Origin of the sequence: Sphingobium sp. CCH11-B1 (assembly GCF_001556865.1) — a bacterium.
Classification (GTDB): Bacteria; Pseudomonadota; Alphaproteobacteria; order Sphingomonadales; family Sphingomonadaceae; genus Sphingobium.
In genome coordinates this window covers 21,664-35,943 of sequence record NZ_LSJY01000106.1, presented here as the reverse complement: position 1 = coordinate 35,943, position 14,280 = coordinate 21,664, and the positions used below count along the sequence as shown (strand labels likewise).

Sequence of the window (14,280 nt, the reverse complement as noted above, 5' to 3'; positions counted from 1 at the left end):
GGCGGGACAGGTTAAGGCTGAGCCTTGGCAACAGGGCGAAGCGAAGGGGGAAGAGACAGCGTGATGCCGCAGGCCGACCTGTCCGCCATCGTCGCCGACATTGCCGCTACCCTGGCGCGCGCCGAGGATCGGGGCGAGGTGGCGAGCTACATCCCCGAATTGGCCAAGGTCGATCCGGCGCAGTTCGGCATCGCCATCGCGACCGCAGACGGCCGGATGCTTGTTGGCGGCGACGCCGATACCGGATTTTCGATCCAGTCCATTTCCAAGGTGTTCGCGCTGACGTTGGCGCTGGGGAAAGTGGGTGACCAGCTATGGGACCGGGTGGGGCGGGAACCGTCGGGCAATGCCTTCAACTCCATCGTGCAACTGGAGCAGGAGCGGGGGATTCCCCGCAATCCCTTCATCAATGCCGGTGCGATCGTGGTGTCGGACGTCAATCTGGGCGGTTATCAGCCGCGCGTCGCCATCGGGGAAATGTTGCGCTTCATCCGCTATCTCGCCGGAGACGACAGCATCGCCATCAATGGCGACGTTGCGGCGTCCGAGACGGCGACGGGGTTCCGCAATGTCGCGCTCGCCAACTATATGCGCGCCTTCGGCAATATTCGCCACATGGTCGACCTGGTGCTTGGCCTCTACGTCCATCAATGCGCGATCGAGATGAGTTGCCGGCAGCTGGCCCTGGCGGGGCGCTACCTGATGTTGAACGGGCGACATCCAGACGGCGGGCGGGTCGTGTCGCCCGGTCGCGCGCGGCGGATCAATGCGTTGATGCTGACTTGCGGCCAATATGACGCATCGGGCGACTTCGCCTTTCGCGTCGGCATCCCCAGCAAGTCCGGTGTAGGCGGCGGCATCCTCGGGATCGTGCCCGGCCGCGCGTCGATCGCGGTCTGGTCCCCTGGTCTCAGCGCCTCGGGCAACAGTCATCTGGGCACGCGGGCGCTGGAAATGCTGGCGCAGCGCACTGGCTGGTCGGTGTTCAGTCCGCCAGAGGCCTGAGCGTCAGCCGACCTCGTCGGCGCGCAGCCGGCGTAGCTTGGGCGCCGTGTCCATCTCGGCCGCATCCTTGATGCCGACGCGCAGATCTTCGCGCATCTGATGGATCGACGCAATGACAGGCCCCATTGCCACGCCCAGATCGACCAGCGCGGTCTCGGCCAGTTGCAGCGAGCTTTCCAGCGTTTCAGGCACGGCATCGCTGGCGCCCGCCCTGTAGAGCTGTGCGGCATGGTCGGTATCGCGCGCGCGGGCGATGATCGGCAGATCGGGTACCCAGCCGCGCACCCGTTTCGTGACGCGGATCGACAGCACCGGATCGTCCATGGTCAGGATGAGCGCGCGGGCGTGGCCAAGGCGGAGCTTGTCCAGCATTTCCGTGCGGGACACATCGCCGAAGAGGATCGGGTAGCCGAGCCGCCGTGCCTCCGCCACAACGTCCGGATCTGATTCGACCACGATGAAGCGCTGGCCATGGGTCTTGAGCAGATCGCATACCATGTGGCCCACTCGCCCGAACCCGATGACCACGGCCGCGGCTTCGGTCTGTTCCTCGCCGATCTCCGCCCGATCCTCGCCCAGCGCCATTTCCAGCCGGCGCGCGATGTCATGGCCGATGCGCGCGAGCAGAGGCGTGATGGTGAGGCCGATGGCGGTGACGATCTGCCAGAAGGCAGCGGTGGAAGGGAGGATGAGCTGCGCCGCTGCCGCGGCCGACAGCACGATCAGCGTGGTTTCGGACGGGCTGGACATCAGCAGCCCGACTTCCATCGCCATGCCCTTGCGCGCGCCGGTGATGTAGAGGAGCGCTGCTGTCACGAGCGTCTTGGCCAGCACGACGCCGACCACCGCCAGGAGAAGGCTGGGCCAATTGGCGAGGATGACGCGGATGTCCAGGCTCATGCCCACCGTGATGAGGAAGACGCCGAGCGCCAGCCCTTTGAAGGGGGCGGTCATCACCTCAACCTCGCCATGATAGTCGGTCTCCGCGATCAGGAGCCCGGCGAGCAGCGCACCGACGATGGGCGAAAGACCGGCGATGGACGTCGCCAGGCTGGAGACGATGACCACCAACAGACTGGCGGCGAGGAACACTTCGGGACTTTTGGTACGCGCAGCCTGGCTGAAGACATGGGGCAGGAACAGCCGGCCCAGCACCAGCATGATGGCGATGGTAATGCCGCCCTTCAGCAAGGTGTTGGCGAGTTCGCCCCACGCGCCCTCCGGGCTGGTGGCGACGGACGGAGCCAGCGCGCCCAGCATGAAGATGATGGGGACGAGCGCCAGATCCTCGAACAGGAGCATCGAGAAGGCCGATCGCCCGACCGCGCTTTGCGTACCGACCATGGGCAATACGACGGCGGTGGATGACAGCGCCAGCGCAAGGCCAAGGCCGATCGCACCGGCGGGAGGTTGGCCAAGCAGGTATAGGCCGAGCGCGATGAGCAGGCCGCTACCGATCAACTCCGCCGCGCCCACGCCGAACACTTGCGTGCGCATCGTCCACAATCGGCGGAAGCTGAGTTCAAGGCCGATGGAGAAGAGCAGCAATATGACGCCCAGCTCCGCGAAGGGTTCGATCGCCTCGCGATTGGAGATGGTGACATGGTAGAGCCAGGGATATTGCCCGACCAAGGCGCCGAGCCCCGCAGGGCCCACGGCAAGGCCGACGAGGATGAATCCGATGACCGGGCTGATCCGGAAGCGCGCGAAGCCGGGGATGACGAGCCCCGCCGCGCCCAGGATGACGAGGGAGTCGCTGAAACTTTGTGGGTTGATCGCGCCGGCCATGCCGCATCATTGCCGGTGCGGCCGTGAATTGCCAGCCCGGCACGACAGAAAAGCGCCCCTTGGACCAAATTGCCCAACTATGGTGCGGACGGCGGGACTTGAACCCGCATTCCCGGGGGGAGGCGGATTTTAAGTCCGCTGCGTCTACCGATTTCGCCACGTCCGCTTGGAAAGCCGCCCGGACCCTTAAGGCCGGCGGGCAACAGGTCAAGCGGCAGATCGCGTCAGGCTTCGGTCTTGACGTTCAGCCGCTCGCGCATTTCCTTGCCCGGCTTGAAATAGGGCACGCGCTTGGCCGATACCGGCACCTGTTCGCCGGTGCGGGGATTGCGCCCGGTTCGCGCATCGCGCGATCGGGTCGTGAACGCGCCGAAGCCCCTCAGCTCGACCCGTCCCCCCGACGAAAGACGATCGACGATTTCCTTGAAGAAAAGATCGACGATCTTTTCAACTTCCTGAAGATTGAGCCCAGGATTTTCCTCGGCCAGTTTCTGGATCAATTCCGAACGGATCATTGGTTCTCCAGCGCCCCTCTGCTGTACCCCGCGATCATGATAGAGATTCGGCAAGCCGTTGACAATCGGGCAGCAAAAAGATCGTTACGACAAGGCAAGGAATTGCCTGCAAGATAAAGGAAAACCCGCCGGACCATGTCCGGCGGGTTCCTTATTTCAGCGAAGTCCGATGGAATCAGGCTTCGTTCTTGGCCTTGAGCGCTTCGCCCAGGATGTCGCCCAGCGACGCGCCGCTGTCGGACGAGCCGTACTGCGCAACGGCCTGCTTCTCTTCGGCGATCTGCATCGCCTTAACCGAGAAGGTGGGCTTCTTGGCGCGGTCGAAGCCGGTCACCATGGCGTCGAACTTCTGGCCGACCTGGAAGCGTTCCGGGCGCTGTTCGTCGCGGTCGCGGCCAAGGTCGCTCCGCTTGATGAAGCCAGCGGCGCCATCGTCGCCCGCCTGGACTTCCAGGCCGCCGTCGCGCACTTCCAGAACCGTCACGGTGACGATCGCGTTCTTGGAGAGGCCAGCCGCAGCAGCAGCGGTGCCGCCGGCGGCCGGGCCGCCACGCTCAAGCTGCTTCATGCCGAGGCTGATGCGCTCCTTCTCGACATCGATGTCGAGAACGACGGCCTGAACCGTCTCGCCCTTGCGGTGGAGCGCCAGCGCGTCCTCGCCCGAAATGCCCCAGGCGATGTCCGACATGTGGACCATGCCGTCGACGTCGCCGTCCAGGCCGATGAACAGGCCGAACTCGGTCGCGTTCTTGACTTCGCCCTCGACGGTCGAGCCAACCGGGTGACGCTCCGCGAAGCTGTCCCACGGATTCGACTGGGCCTGCTTGAGGCCGAGCGAGATGCGGCGCTTTTCGGGATCGACTTCCAGGACCAGGACTTCGACTTCCTGGCTGGTCGACACGATCTTGCCGGGATGGACGTTCTTCTTGGTCCAGGACATTTCCGAAACGTGGACAAGGCCCTCGATGCCCGGCTCCAGTTCAACGAACGCCCCATATTCGGTGATGTTCGTGACACGGCCAGACAGTTTCGCGCCGATCGGATATTTGGCGGCGGCGCCTTCCCACGGATCGCTTTCCAGCTGCTTCATGCCCAGGCTGATGCGCTGGGTGTCGCGGTTGATGCGGATGATCTGGACACGGACTGTGTCGCCGATGTTGATCATCTCGTTGGGGTGGTTGATCCGCTTGTACGACAGGTCGGTGACGTGCAGCAGGCCGTCGATGCCGCCCAGGTCGACGAACGCGCCATAATCGGTGATGTTCTTGACCACGCCCTCGATGATCTGGCCTTCGGCCAGCGTCTGGATGAGGCCCGAACGCTGTTCAGCGCGGGTTTCTTCCAGGATGGCGCGGCGCGACACGACGATGTTGCCGCGGCGGCGATCCATCTTGAGGATCTGGAAGGGCTGGGGGATGTCCATAAGCGGGGTGACATCGCGCACGGGGCGGATGTCGACCTGGCTGCCGGGCAGGAAGGCCACGGCGCCGTCGAGATCGACGGTGAAGCCGCCCTTGACGCGGCCGAAGATGACGCCTTCGACGCGGGCGTTTTCCGTGAATTCGCTTTCCAGCTTGTCCCAGGCGGCTTCGCGGCGAGCACGGTCGCGCGACAGCATGGCTTCGCCATGGGCATTTTCGACGCGGTCGACATAGACTTCGACTTCGTCACCGACCTTGAGGTCGGCCTTCTGGCCCGGCGCGGCGAATTCGCGCAGCGGCACGCGGCCTTCCGACTTCAGGCCGACGTCGATCAGCGCCATGTCGTTTTCGATGCCGGTAACGGTGCCCTTGACGACGCGGCCTTCGAAGCCGCCATCCTCGCCACCGAGAGAATCATTGAGAAGCGCGGCGAAATCGTCGCGCGAGGGGAATGCCGTAGAGGCCATTAAGTCGTTCCTTCACTCGTCATTGCTGGCCAACCGGTTGTGTCCGATGGTCTTTGGCCAAACTACGCGACGGATCGGATATCCGGCGCGTATCCAATGAGTTATGCGATGGAACGCGCAAGCTGTGAAAAGCGAAAAGGGCGCCCGGAATATCCGCGCGCCTTATCGGGTCACGCCGGAGGCGCGACCTTCAAGCTGGGCGTCCACAAGCGCAATCGCCCGCTGGACGGCGGCTTCTATAGTCAAATCGCTGGTGTCTAGCAAGTCCGCGCCGTCCGCTTGGCGTAGCGGCGCATGGTCACGGCTCATGTCGCGCGTGTCGCGCGCCTGGATGTCCGCGATCAGGCTGTCCATGTCCGGATGGCCGCCATGCGACAAGGCGTCCTGGAAGCGGCGTTCGGCCCGCACCCTGACGCTGGCGGTCACGAATATCTTGGCGTCGGCGTCGGGCGCTATCACCGTGCCGATATCGCGCCCGTCGAGGATCGCGCCGCCCGGTTGCATAGCGAAGTCCCGTTGCCGTTGGACCAACGCATCGCGGACGCTCTGATGTACCGACACGCGGGAGGCGAGGCTGCCCACCGCTTCGCTGCGCAGCGCCGGGTCGGCAAGCGTCCCGTCGTCGAAGCCGCAGGCGGCAAGCGCGTCCTCTTCATGATCGGGATCTCCACCCGCTTTCAGCACGGACAGGCCAACGGCGCGATATAGAAGGCCGGTGTCGAGCACGGGCAGGCCGTAATGGCGGCCCAGCGCCTTGGCGATGGTGCCTTTGCCCGATGCGGCGGGGCCGTCGACAGCGACGATCATGGCGTCTTCCTCTTGATGCTGTTGTAGAGGCCGAGCAGCGCGATGGCCGTCCAGGCGATCTCCATCACCATCGATGCGAGATTGAAATGGACCGTCAAAGACCAGATCAGCAACAGCGCACCCGCCAGATTGAGCAGGTTGAAGATGATGAAATTCATCGCCTTCGCCATATTGCTGTAGGCGTAGGCGATGATCGTTACAGTGCTGCCGAGCAGGCCGACGACATTGGCGAGGTCGAAGGTCACTCCGTTGCGCCCAACGACTGGAGCAGCGGCAGGAAGGTCGGAAAGCTCGTCGCCACTGGCCGCATATCATCGATCGTCACCCCATTTTTCGACACGAGCCCCGCAATGGCGAAGCTCATGGCGATGCGATGGTCCAGCTTCGTCGCGATGGGACCGCCGCCCGCGAGCGGGGCACCGCCGCTGCCCTCGATGATGATGCCGTCCTCCAGTTCCTCGACCGAAACGCCGATGGCGCGCAGGCCTTCCGCCATGGTGGCGATGCGGTCCGATTCCTTGACGCGCAGTTCCTCAAGGCCGCGGAACACGCTGCGGCCGTCCGCCATCGCAGCGGCGATGAAGGCCACGGGATATTCGTCGATCATGCTGGGGGCGCAGGCGGGGTCCGGCTCCACACCCCTGAGGGGCGACGCGGTGACGATCAGGTCGCCGACCGGCTCGCCACCGACTTCGCGCGCATTTACCACCTCTATGGAGCCGCCCATTTCTCGCAGCAGATCAATCAGGCCGGCGCGCGTCGCATTCAGCCCGACATTGGCGATGGTCACCTGGGATCCAGGCACGATCAGTGCGGCAACCATGGGGAAGGCGGCGGAGGAGGGGTCGCCGGGCACGACGATCTGCTGCGGCCGCAATTCCGCCTCGCCCACCAGTGAAATGATGCGCGCGCCGTCGCTGTCGATGGCGACATCGATGTCCGCGCCGAAGCCCTTCAGCATCCTTTCGCTATGATCGCGGGTCGCAATGGGTTCGACCACGCGGGTTATGCCGGGCGTGTTGAGGCCGGCGAGCAGGATCGCGGATTTGACCTGAGCCGAGGCGACCGGCAGGCGATAGTCGAGGGGCACCGCCGGGCAGGCTCCCCGCATCGTCAGCGGCAGGCGGTCGCCCGGGCTGGCGGTGAAGCTCGCCCCCATGCGGCCCAGCGGTTCGGTGACCCGCGCCATGGGCCGCTTGCTGAGCGATGCGTCGCCCACGAATGTCGCGGTCAGGTCATGACTGGCGAGCAGGCCCATGAGGAGGCGCGTCGACGTGCCGCTGTTGCCCATGTCGAGCGCGGTCTGCGGCTGGAGCAGCCCGCCAACGCCGACGCCATGGATGTGCCAGACGCCATCCGCGTCCCGTTCGATGACGGCACCCATGGCCCGCATCGCCGCTGCGGTGGCGAGCACGTCTTCGCCCTCCAGCAGTCCTTCCACCCGGCTTTCGCCGATGGCGAGGGCGGACAGCATCAGCGAACGGTGGGATATGCTCTTGTCGCCAGGCACGGTGACGCTGCCCGACAAGGGCGGGGCGGCCGTGAAGGTGCCGGGGGCGGGTTTATCGTCTGTCGAGGTCACGGGGCATCCGTTGTCATGGAACCGAAAAAATGCGAGCGGCTTTTGACAGCGCGGTTTGCCTATGGCAAGGCGCGCGACGTTTCGTGGCCGACACCCGTTGCGCCGCGTGATTTCTGTTTGAGCATCAAGAAGGAACAGGCCGGACATGGTGAAGGCTGAATGGGGCACGAAGCGGACCTGCCCGAAATGCGCGACTCGCTTCTACGACCTGGGCAAGGACGATCCGGTTGTCTGCATCAACTGCAACACCGCCTGGGAACCGGAGCCGGTGCTGAAGTCGAAGCAGCCGCTGCCTTATGAGGAAGTCGCGCCGAAGAAGGTGATCGAGACTGCGGACGGCGAACTGGAGACGGCCGACGACGATCTCGACCTCGACATCGATGTCGATGACGATGGCGATTCGCCTGACAATGACGTCGATCTGGGTGGCGACGACGACCTGGGCGTGGACGCTGGCGGCGATGAGGACGAAGACAACTGAGTTTCATTTTCCGCTTGCCAACCGGATCGCCTGATCCTAGAGGCAGCGACCTCCGAAGCGCCGGACCCAAACGGCGCTTCGGGTTGGTGACGGGGCCTTAGCTCAGCTGGGAGAGCGCCTGCATGGCATGCAGGAGGTCAGCGGTTCGATCCCGCTAGGCTCCACCAGTTTTTCGGATCAGAAAATGTCCGGGGGACATTTTTTCCGAAAAACTCCCGAAGCGACAGCGAAGGGGTGTCAGGAGGTTGAAAGCAACCTTTTAGCACTAAACGCTCACGCGTGACGGAAGCTCAAATTCAGGCCGACGGCATGGCTGCCGGACATGGCCTTGACCATATCGCCGAAAAAAAACGGCGCGGATGGGGCCTTAGCTCAGCTGGGAGAGCGCCTGCATGGCATGCAGGAGGTCAGCGGTTCGATCCCGCTAGGCTCCACCAGTTTTTCATTTTCCAGCCATCGAATGGCTATGACCTATCCCCGGTCGAGAAGGGGGTAGCGAGAAAGCCATCCTTTGTCGTGCACGCGGCGATCGAATGTCGGCCGCCGGTTACCCGTGAAGGCCGGGGTCGGGACCAGTCGAGGCGCAAACAGGTCTTCCAGTCCAAAAGGAGCCTCGATATCCAGGCGACCGTCGGACGTCATCCGCACGGCTGTCGCTGTGGCTGTTTCCGGCCAATATCTCATGGCGTCGCTAGCCGAACGATAAGGCGGATCGCCATTGCGCAGGTGCATGCGTGCTTGATTCTTGATCGACCATGGCAATCCCGGCCGCAGGGCGTTCAGTTGCTGTTCCATAGCCCGATCGAACGCCGCATTGGAACGCGACGGATCATGCCATATGATGTCGATGTCACCCATCGGACTGTTCGGCGGGCGGTCATGAAGCCAGTTCCATACCGCATCGCGCACGAGTCCTGCAGCAATCCAACAATCAGGCAGATCTAGCCCTTTGACAACTCGCAAGGCGTCAGCGCAGATAGAATCATTGAGAAGAATATGTGTCAGTCGCGCACGGAGGCTCGCGATAGACGTCATGGGCGCAGAGGTCACGCCACGCTCACGAAACTGTCCATCACCCGTTTGCGCCCGGCGGTTTCGAAGTCGATTTCCAGCTTGTTGCCCTCGATCTCGGCCACCGTGCCGTAGCCGAACTTCTGGTGGAACACCCGCAGGCCAACGCTCATGTCGTCCCGGCCCTTGTTGCCCAGCGATACCGCCGAGGCGCGGGCCTCGACGATCCGCACCGGTTCCCGGCTGAACTGCCCTGACGATTGCGCCCGCTGCCAGCCGGGGCCGCGGCCGGTGCCACGCGCGACGTTGGCGAAGGGGTCTTCGCGTTCCGACCAGTTGGCGCGCCAGAGCGACGCGCCGCCGCTCATGCTGCTTTCCTCCTCGATATGCTCGGCCGGCAATTCGCCTACGAAGCGGGACGGGATGGAACTGGTCCACTGGCCGTAGATGCGCCGGTTGGCCGCGTGGAGGATGGTGCAGCGCTTGCGCGCGCGGGTGATCGCCACATAGGCGAGGCGACGCTCCTCCTCCAGGCTGTTGAGGCCGCCTTCGTCCAATGCCCGCTGCGAGGGGAAAATCCCTTCCTCCCAGCCGGCGAGGAAGACATGATCGAATTCCAGCCCCTTGGCAGCGTGAATGGTCATGATCGTGACCTTGCGCTCCTCCGCCTGCGCCTCATTGTCCATGACGAGGCTGACATGCTCCAGGAACGCGCCCAGCGTCTCATATTCCTCCATCGCGCGGGTGAGTTCGGTCAGGTTCTCCAGCCGGCCCGCGCTCTCGGTGGAGCGCTCGGCCTGGAGCATGGCGGTATAGCCGCTCTCGTCCAGTATCTGCCGCGCCAGTTCTGCATGGGGCAGTTGCGTTGCGCGGTCGCGCCAGCGTGCAAGATCGCCGATGAAGCCGCCAAGCGACCGGCGCGCCTGCGGCGTCAGCTCGTCCGTGTCGAGGATCCGCGCCGCCGCGAGCGTCAAGGGCACGCCCTGCGCGCGGGCGAGGCGATGGAGCTTCTCCACCGCCTTGTCGCCCAGCCCGCGCTTGGGAACATTGACGATGCGTTCGAAGGCCAGGTCGTCGGCCGGCTGGTTGACGAGGCGCAGATAGGCCAGCGCGTCGCGGATTTCCGCGCGTTCGTAGAAGCGAAAGCCGCCGACAATGCGATAGGGCAGGCCGATCTGGATGAAGCGGTCCTCGAACTCGCGGGTCTGATGCTGGGCGCGGACAAGGATCGCCACTTCCTCCAGCGATGCGCCACTGCGCTCGATCGCCTCGATCTCCTCCCCGACCCGGCGCGCTTCCTCAGGCCCGTCCCATATGCCGACGACGCGTACCTTTTCGCCCACATCGATATCGGTCCAGAGCGTCTTGCCCAAGCGATTGCCGTTTTCTGCGATCACACCCGACGCCGCGCCCAGAATGTGCGGCGTGGAGCGGTAATTCTGTTCCAGGCGGATGATCGTCGCGCCCGGGAAATCCTTCTCGAACCGCAGGATATTGGCGACCTCCGCGCCACGCCACGAATAGATGGACTGGTCGTCATCCCCCACGCAGCAGATATTCTTGCGCGCCTGCGCCAGCAGCCGCAGCCAGAGATACTGGCTGGAGTTGGTGTCCTGATATTCGTCCACCATGATGTAGCGGAATTTCTGCTGATATTGCTCCAGCACGTCGCGGTGCCCCTTCAATATCGTCAGAACATGGAGCAGCAAGTCCCCGAAATCGCAGGCGTTCACATCGCGCAGCCGCGCCTGATACGCGGCATAGAGTTTCTGCCCCTTGCCATGGGCATAGGTTTCCGCATCGCCTGCGCCGACTTCCGCTGGCGTCAGGCCCTTATTCTTCCACTGGTCGATCAATCCGGCAAGCTGGCGCGCGGGCCAGCGCTTTTCATCGACGCCTTCCGCCTGGATCAGTTGCTTCAACAGGCGCAGTTGGTCGTCGGTATCGAGGATGGTGAAATTGGATTGCAGCCCCACCAACTCTGCATGGCGGCGCAGCATCCTGGCGGCGATGGCGTGAAAGGTGCCGAGCCAGGGCATGCCCTCGACCGCATCTCCAATCATCGCGCCGACGCGCGCGCGCATTTCCCGCGCAGCCTTGTTGGTGAAGGTAACGGCCAGGATTTCGGACGGCCATGCCCGGCGGGTCGCGATGAGGTGGGCCAGGCGCGCCGTCAACGCCGCCGTCTTGCCCGTACCCGCGCCCGCCAGAACCAGGACGGGGCCGTCCGTGGTCAGCACCGCTTCCCGTTGGGGTGGATTGAGCCCCCGCAGATAGGGCGGATCGTCGGGTGAAGGGGCGGGCAGGGTCATGACGGACAACTAGGAGCGAGAGGGACCGGGGGCAAGGGCGCGGCTGGAACCAGGCCCTTGCGGTGGATGCCCTTCTATGAGAACAAAAAGAGAATCATGCAAGGAGTTGGTGTTATGGCGACGGGTGGATGCCGATGCGGGGCGATCCGGTATGAGGCGACAGGCGAGCCGGCCTACAGCGCGCTGTGTCATTGTGCCGATTGCCGCAAGAGCGCTGGCGCGCCGATGGTGGGTTGGGCGCTGTTTCCGCAAGAGAGCGTGATGATTACGGGAGAGCCGGCGCGCTACCAGTCGTCCGAGCATGCGACGCGCCATTTCTGCGCCACGTGCGGAACCGGCCTGTTCTACACCAATCCTGCCGTGTTTCCGGGAGCGATCGACATACAGACAGGCAGCCTGGACGATCCGGCCGGGCTTCCTCCGCAAGCGCATATCCAGATGGCCGAGGCTGCGCCATGGATGGCGACGGTGTCGGAATTGCCGAAGTTTGACCGTTATCCGGAAGGGCCTGCCAGCTAGCCGTCGCATGTCGGGCACATCCGGTCGCCGGCGTAAGGAACGAGGCGGCCGTCCTTTTTGTTCTCTCCCTTGCCTGAGCGGGCAAAAGGGGCAGACCATTGGAAAGGACGATCCCGATGCGCGCATTCCTCATGGCAAGCGCCGCCCTCCTGAGCATTTCCACTATCGCCAGCACGGCAGTCGCGCAGGATGCGCCGGCGGCCCAACCGCCCGCCGATGCGTCCGCTCCACCGGCCGGTGGCGATCCCAGCGCGATGCCCGCGCAACCGGCCGATCCGGGCATGGGCACGCCGGGAACGCCAGGGTCGCCCGCCATGCCCAGCCCGCCGGCAGATCCCAATGCCGGGCAACCGACCGGCGCGGTTCCGCCGGATACCGGCATGGTTCCCGCCCCCGCAGGCGCACCACGCGACCCGGCCGCCCCCGTCGGCTCGGCGAACAACCCGGTGACGGTTGGAGGCAATATGACGCCGCCCCCGGCCGAAATGAAGGATTATCCCGTCTGCTCGCGGACGGTGCAGGACAGTTGCGTCAATCCCAGCGAGGCCCGCAAGGGCCGCGCCCGACGCTGAACGTCCCAGAGGACTCAATGAGAAAGGGCGGCTCCGATCGGGCCGCCCTTTCTTGGTCATACCGGCGTCGCGGTCATTCCTCAGCCCGGAGCAGCGTGAGCCGGGCCTTTCCGACATCGCGGACCGCATCGATGGCGAACCCCTTCACCGCGACATCCTCGCGCCGGTCGGTTTCGATGCTGATCCAGCTTGCCGGCGTCGTCCATCCGAGCCGTGCCAGCTTGTCGAGCGCCACCTGGCCCGCGCCGCTCTGATAAGGCGGGTCCATGAAGATGAGGTCGAGCGGTTTACCCGCCGGGCCAAGCGACAGGACGCTGCCGGCGCGAATGTCCGGCCGGACATTCAGCCGGTCGCCGTTGGTGCGGATCGCATCGAGCGCTGCCTTGTCCTGCTCCACGAACAGGCAGGAAGCCGCGCCGCGCGACAACGCCTCGAACCCCAGCGCGCCCGATCCTGCGAAAAAATCGCCCACGGCCAGGCCTTCGAACGACCCCAGACGGCTGGTCAGCATGGAAAAGAGCGTTTCCCGCGTCCGGTCGCCGGTTGGCCGGGTGGCATCCCCCTTTGGCGCAACGAGCGGGCGGCCGCGCCACTGGCCGGATATGATCCTCATTTCGCGAGCGCCTTGAGGCTGCTGCGGAACTGGACCAGGTCGTGCTGGCGCACTTCCTCCACCGCGCCGGTCGCCATGTCGCCAAGCGCAAAGGGGCCGTAGGCTGTGCGGATCAGCCGGTTGACCTTGAGACCCAGATGCTCCAGCACACGGCGGACTTCGCGGTTCTTTCCCTCCGTCAGCGTCATTTCGATCCACTGATTGCGACCGGTGCGCCGTTCCAGATTGGCCTCGATCTGGCCATAGCGGATTCCGTCGATCTCAAGGCCGTCGAACAAATCTTCCAACTGCTGTTGGCTGACATCGCCAAAGGCGCGGGCGCGATAGGTGCGGGGCACGCCGGTGGCGGGCAGTTCCATCTGGCGCTTGAAGCCGCCATCGGTGGTGAGCAGCAGCAATCCTTCGGTATTCATGTCCAGCCGCCCGATCGGCATCACGCGCGGCAGGCCTTCGGGCAACCGGTCATAGATGGTCGGCCGTCCGGCAGGATCGCGCTCGGTCGTGAGGCAGCCTGTCGGCTTGTGGAACAGGAACAGGCGCGCGGGCGCAGGCGCGGCCACTGCCACGCCATCGACGGTGATGCCATGAAGCGAGGTGAGCAATGTCGCGGGCGTGTCCAGCGCCACGCCGTCCTTCGCGATCCGGCCTTCCTCGATCATGCGCTCCACTTCGCGGCGGGATGCGACGCCCGCGCGCGCCAGCAATTTGGCGATGCGTTGCGGTTCGCCTCTGTCCGGCGCGCTGTTTCCTGCGGCAGCCACGCGCGCCGGATGCGGATTCGCCGTGCCTGATGCCGCCGCCTTTCCGCGCGCAGCTTTGCGAGGCGCGGTCGGGCGGGCGGCTCGTTCCGCAGGGCGAGGGGCACCGGGACGGCCTGTGCCGCGCTTCTGATCCGGGCGATCCGCGCGCGGGCGATCGGGCTTGGGGCGGCCGGCGCGATCAGCGGCGGGCGCTGCGTCTCGCCCGCCTTGCAAAGGCGTTCCGTCACGGCCGTCTGTGCCCCTGCCGCCGCCCGGCCTCCTGCCGGGGCCACCCGGACGCTTGGGGCCGCCAGGGCCTCCCCGGCGCGGCGCTCCGGATTTTTTTGGCGGTTCCACGGATAGCTTCCTTTTCTTGGCGACTGGCCATTCCCATATCGATGGAAAGCCAGCATCAGGCTGAAATGTGCAACGTCGGCGCTTGAGTGA

General features: G+C 64.9%; 15 protein-coding genes and 3 tRNA genes. 7 read left to right on the top strand and 11 right to left on the bottom strand.

The annotated features are described in order from the left end of the window. Positions 1-63: 63 nt before the first annotated feature. The gene (locus AX724_RS11350; protein ID WP_066766342.1) at positions 64-1,005 is read left to right on the top strand and encodes a glutaminase; all 942 of its coding nucleotides are present in this window, start codon (positions 64-66) and stop codon (positions 1,003-1,005) included. Positions 1,006-1,008: 3 nt separating this feature from the next. Here the strand turns inward: AX724_RS11350 and AX724_RS11345 are convergent, their stop codons facing one another. From AX724_RS11345 to aroA, 7 genes are all read right to left on the bottom strand, one after another. Beyond that, entirely contained in the window at positions 1,009-2,793 is a 1,785-nt protein-coding gene (locus tag AX724_RS11345) for a cation:proton antiporter domain-containing protein (protein ID WP_066766340.1), read from the bottom strand. 80 nt (positions 2,794-2,873) lie between these two features. Further along, a tRNA-Leu gene (locus AX724_RS11340) sits at positions 2,874-2,959 on the bottom strand. Positions 2,960-3,017: 58 nt separating this feature from the next. Beyond that, the gene (locus AX724_RS11335; RefSeq protein WP_066766338.1) at positions 3,018-3,308 is read right to left on the bottom strand and encodes an integration host factor subunit beta; all 291 of its coding nucleotides are present in this window, start codon (positions 3,306-3,308) and stop codon (positions 3,018-3,020) included. Positions 3,309-3,483: 175 nt separating this feature from the next. Further along, positions 3,484-5,196, bottom strand: a complete 1,713-nt coding sequence (rpsA, locus tag AX724_RS11330) for a 30S ribosomal protein S1 (protein ID WP_066766336.1) — start codon at positions 5,194-5,196, stop codon at positions 3,484-3,486. 162 nt (positions 5,197-5,358) lie between these two features. Beyond that, the gene (gene cmk / locus AX724_RS11325) at positions 5,359-6,003 is read right to left on the bottom strand and encodes a (d)CMP kinase (RefSeq protein ID WP_066766334.1); all 645 of its coding nucleotides are present in this window, start codon (positions 6,001-6,003) and stop codon (positions 5,359-5,361) included. Continuing rightward, on the bottom strand, positions 6,000-6,248 hold the full coding sequence (locus AX724_RS11320) for a CBU_0592 family membrane protein (RefSeq protein ID WP_066766332.1): 249 nt from the start codon (positions 6,246-6,248) through the stop codon (positions 6,000-6,002). The genes cmk and AX724_RS11320 overlap by 4 nt, the downstream gene beginning before the upstream one ends. Then, positions 6,245-7,585 (bottom strand): 3-phosphoshikimate 1-carboxyvinyltransferase, encoded by a 1,341-nt coding sequence (gene aroA, locus AX724_RS11315; protein WP_066766330.1) that lies wholly within the window; start codon positions 7,583-7,585, stop codon positions 6,245-6,247. Before aroA ends, AX724_RS11320 begins: the two co-directional genes overlap by 4 nt. Positions 7,586-7,600: 15 nt before the next feature. Here aroA and AX724_RS24495 point away from each other — a divergent pair, with 15 nt between their 5' ends. From AX724_RS24495 to AX724_RS11300, 4 genes are all read left to right on the top strand, one after another. Then, positions 7,601-7,744, top strand: coding sequence for a hypothetical protein (locus AX724_RS24495; protein ID WP_231736656.1), 144 nt, complete (start codon positions 7,601-7,603; stop codon positions 7,742-7,744). Continuing rightward, on the top strand, positions 7,731-8,066 hold the full coding sequence (locus AX724_RS11310; RefSeq protein WP_066766328.1) for a TIGR02300 family protein: 336 nt from the start codon (positions 7,731-7,733) through the stop codon (positions 8,064-8,066). Before AX724_RS24495 ends, AX724_RS11310 begins: the two co-directional genes overlap by 14 nt. A 91-nt stretch (positions 8,067-8,157) precedes the next feature. Further along, positions 8,158-8,233 (top strand) — tRNA-Ala (locus AX724_RS11305). Positions 8,234-8,427: 194 nt separating this feature from the next. Then, positions 8,428-8,503, top strand: a tRNA-Ala gene (locus AX724_RS11300). A 34-nt stretch (positions 8,504-8,537) separates the two neighbouring features. On the opposite strand, the gene AX724_RS11295 is transcribed toward AX724_RS11300, so the two are convergent. Together AX724_RS11295 and AX724_RS11290 are read right to left on the bottom strand one after the other, a co-directional pair. Continuing rightward, positions 8,538-9,101: a nucleotidyltransferase family protein gene (locus AX724_RS11295; protein WP_082733489.1), complete on the bottom strand. Its 564-nt coding sequence runs from the start codon at positions 9,099-9,101 to the stop codon at positions 8,538-8,540. An 11-nt stretch (positions 9,102-9,112) separates the two neighbouring features. Further along, on the bottom strand, positions 9,113-11,389 hold the full coding sequence (locus tag AX724_RS11290; RefSeq protein ID WP_066766326.1) for an ATP-dependent helicase: 2,277 nt from the start codon (positions 11,387-11,389) through the stop codon (positions 9,113-9,115). Between the two features lie 114 nt (positions 11,390-11,503). Here AX724_RS11290 and AX724_RS11285 point away from each other — a divergent pair, with 114 nt between their 5' ends. Continuing rightward, on the top strand, positions 11,504-11,908 hold the full coding sequence (locus AX724_RS11285) for a GFA family protein (RefSeq protein WP_066766323.1): 405 nt from the start codon (positions 11,504-11,506) through the stop codon (positions 11,906-11,908). Between the two features lie 116 nt (positions 11,909-12,024). Further along, positions 12,025-12,480, top strand: coding sequence for a Fe-S oxidoreductase (locus AX724_RS11280; RefSeq protein ID WP_066766321.1), 456 nt, complete (start codon positions 12,025-12,027; stop codon positions 12,478-12,480). A 73-nt stretch (positions 12,481-12,553) separates the two neighbouring features. Here the strand turns inward: AX724_RS11280 and rsmD are convergent, their stop codons facing one another. Together rsmD and AX724_RS11270 are read right to left on the bottom strand one after the other, a co-directional pair. Beyond that, complete coding sequence (gene rsmD, locus AX724_RS11275) at positions 12,554-13,093, bottom strand: 16S rRNA (guanine(966)-N(2))-methyltransferase RsmD (RefSeq protein WP_066766316.1); 540 nt, start codon at positions 13,091-13,093, stop codon at positions 12,554-12,556. Beyond that, positions 13,090-14,190, bottom strand: coding sequence for a pseudouridine synthase (locus AX724_RS11270; RefSeq protein ID WP_082733488.1), 1,101 nt, complete (start codon positions 14,188-14,190; stop codon positions 13,090-13,092). Before AX724_RS11270 ends, rsmD begins: the two co-directional genes overlap by 4 nt. Positions 14,191-14,280: the final 90 nt, after the last annotated feature.

Coding starts and splice junctions, on each gene's coding strand:
- AX724_RS11310 (WP_066766328.1), top strand. CDS start 7,731: ATGGTGAAGGCTGAATGGGGCACGAAGCGGACCTGCCCGAAATGCGCG.
- AX724_RS11350 (WP_066766342.1), top strand. CDS start 64: ATGCCGCAGGCCGACCTGTCCGCCATCGTCGCCGACATTGCCGCTACC.
- AX724_RS11335 (WP_066766338.1), bottom strand. CDS start 3,308: ATGATCCGTTCGGAATTGATCCAGAAACTGGCCGAGGAAAATCCTGGG.
- rpsA (WP_066766336.1), bottom strand. CDS start 5,196: ATGGCCTCTACGGCATTCCCCTCGCGCGACGATTTCGCCGCGCTTCTC.
- AX724_RS11345 (WP_066766340.1), bottom strand. CDS start 2,793: ATGGCCGGCGCGATCAACCCACAAAGTTTCAGCGACTCCCTCGTCATC.
- AX724_RS11285 (WP_066766323.1), top strand. CDS start 11,504: ATGGCGACGGGTGGATGCCGATGCGGGGCGATCCGGTATGAGGCGACA.
- AX724_RS24495 (WP_231736656.1), top strand. CDS start 7,601: ATGGAACCGAAAAAATGCGAGCGGCTTTTGACAGCGCGGTTTGCCTAT.
- AX724_RS11290 (WP_066766326.1), bottom strand. CDS start 11,389: ATGACCCTGCCCGCCCCTTCACCCGACGATCCGCCCTATCTGCGGGGG.
- cmk (WP_066766334.1), bottom strand. CDS start 6,003: ATGATCGTCGCTGTCGACGGCCCCGCCGCATCGGGCAAAGGCACCATC.
- AX724_RS11295 (WP_082733489.1), bottom strand. CDS start 9,101: ATGACGTCTATCGCGAGCCTCCGTGCGCGACTGACACATATTCTTCTC.
- AX724_RS11280 (WP_066766321.1), top strand. CDS start 12,025: ATGCGCGCATTCCTCATGGCAAGCGCCGCCCTCCTGAGCATTTCCACT.
- rsmD (WP_066766316.1), bottom strand. CDS start 13,093: ATGAGGATCATATCCGGCCAGTGGCGCGGCCGCCCGCTCGTTGCGCCA.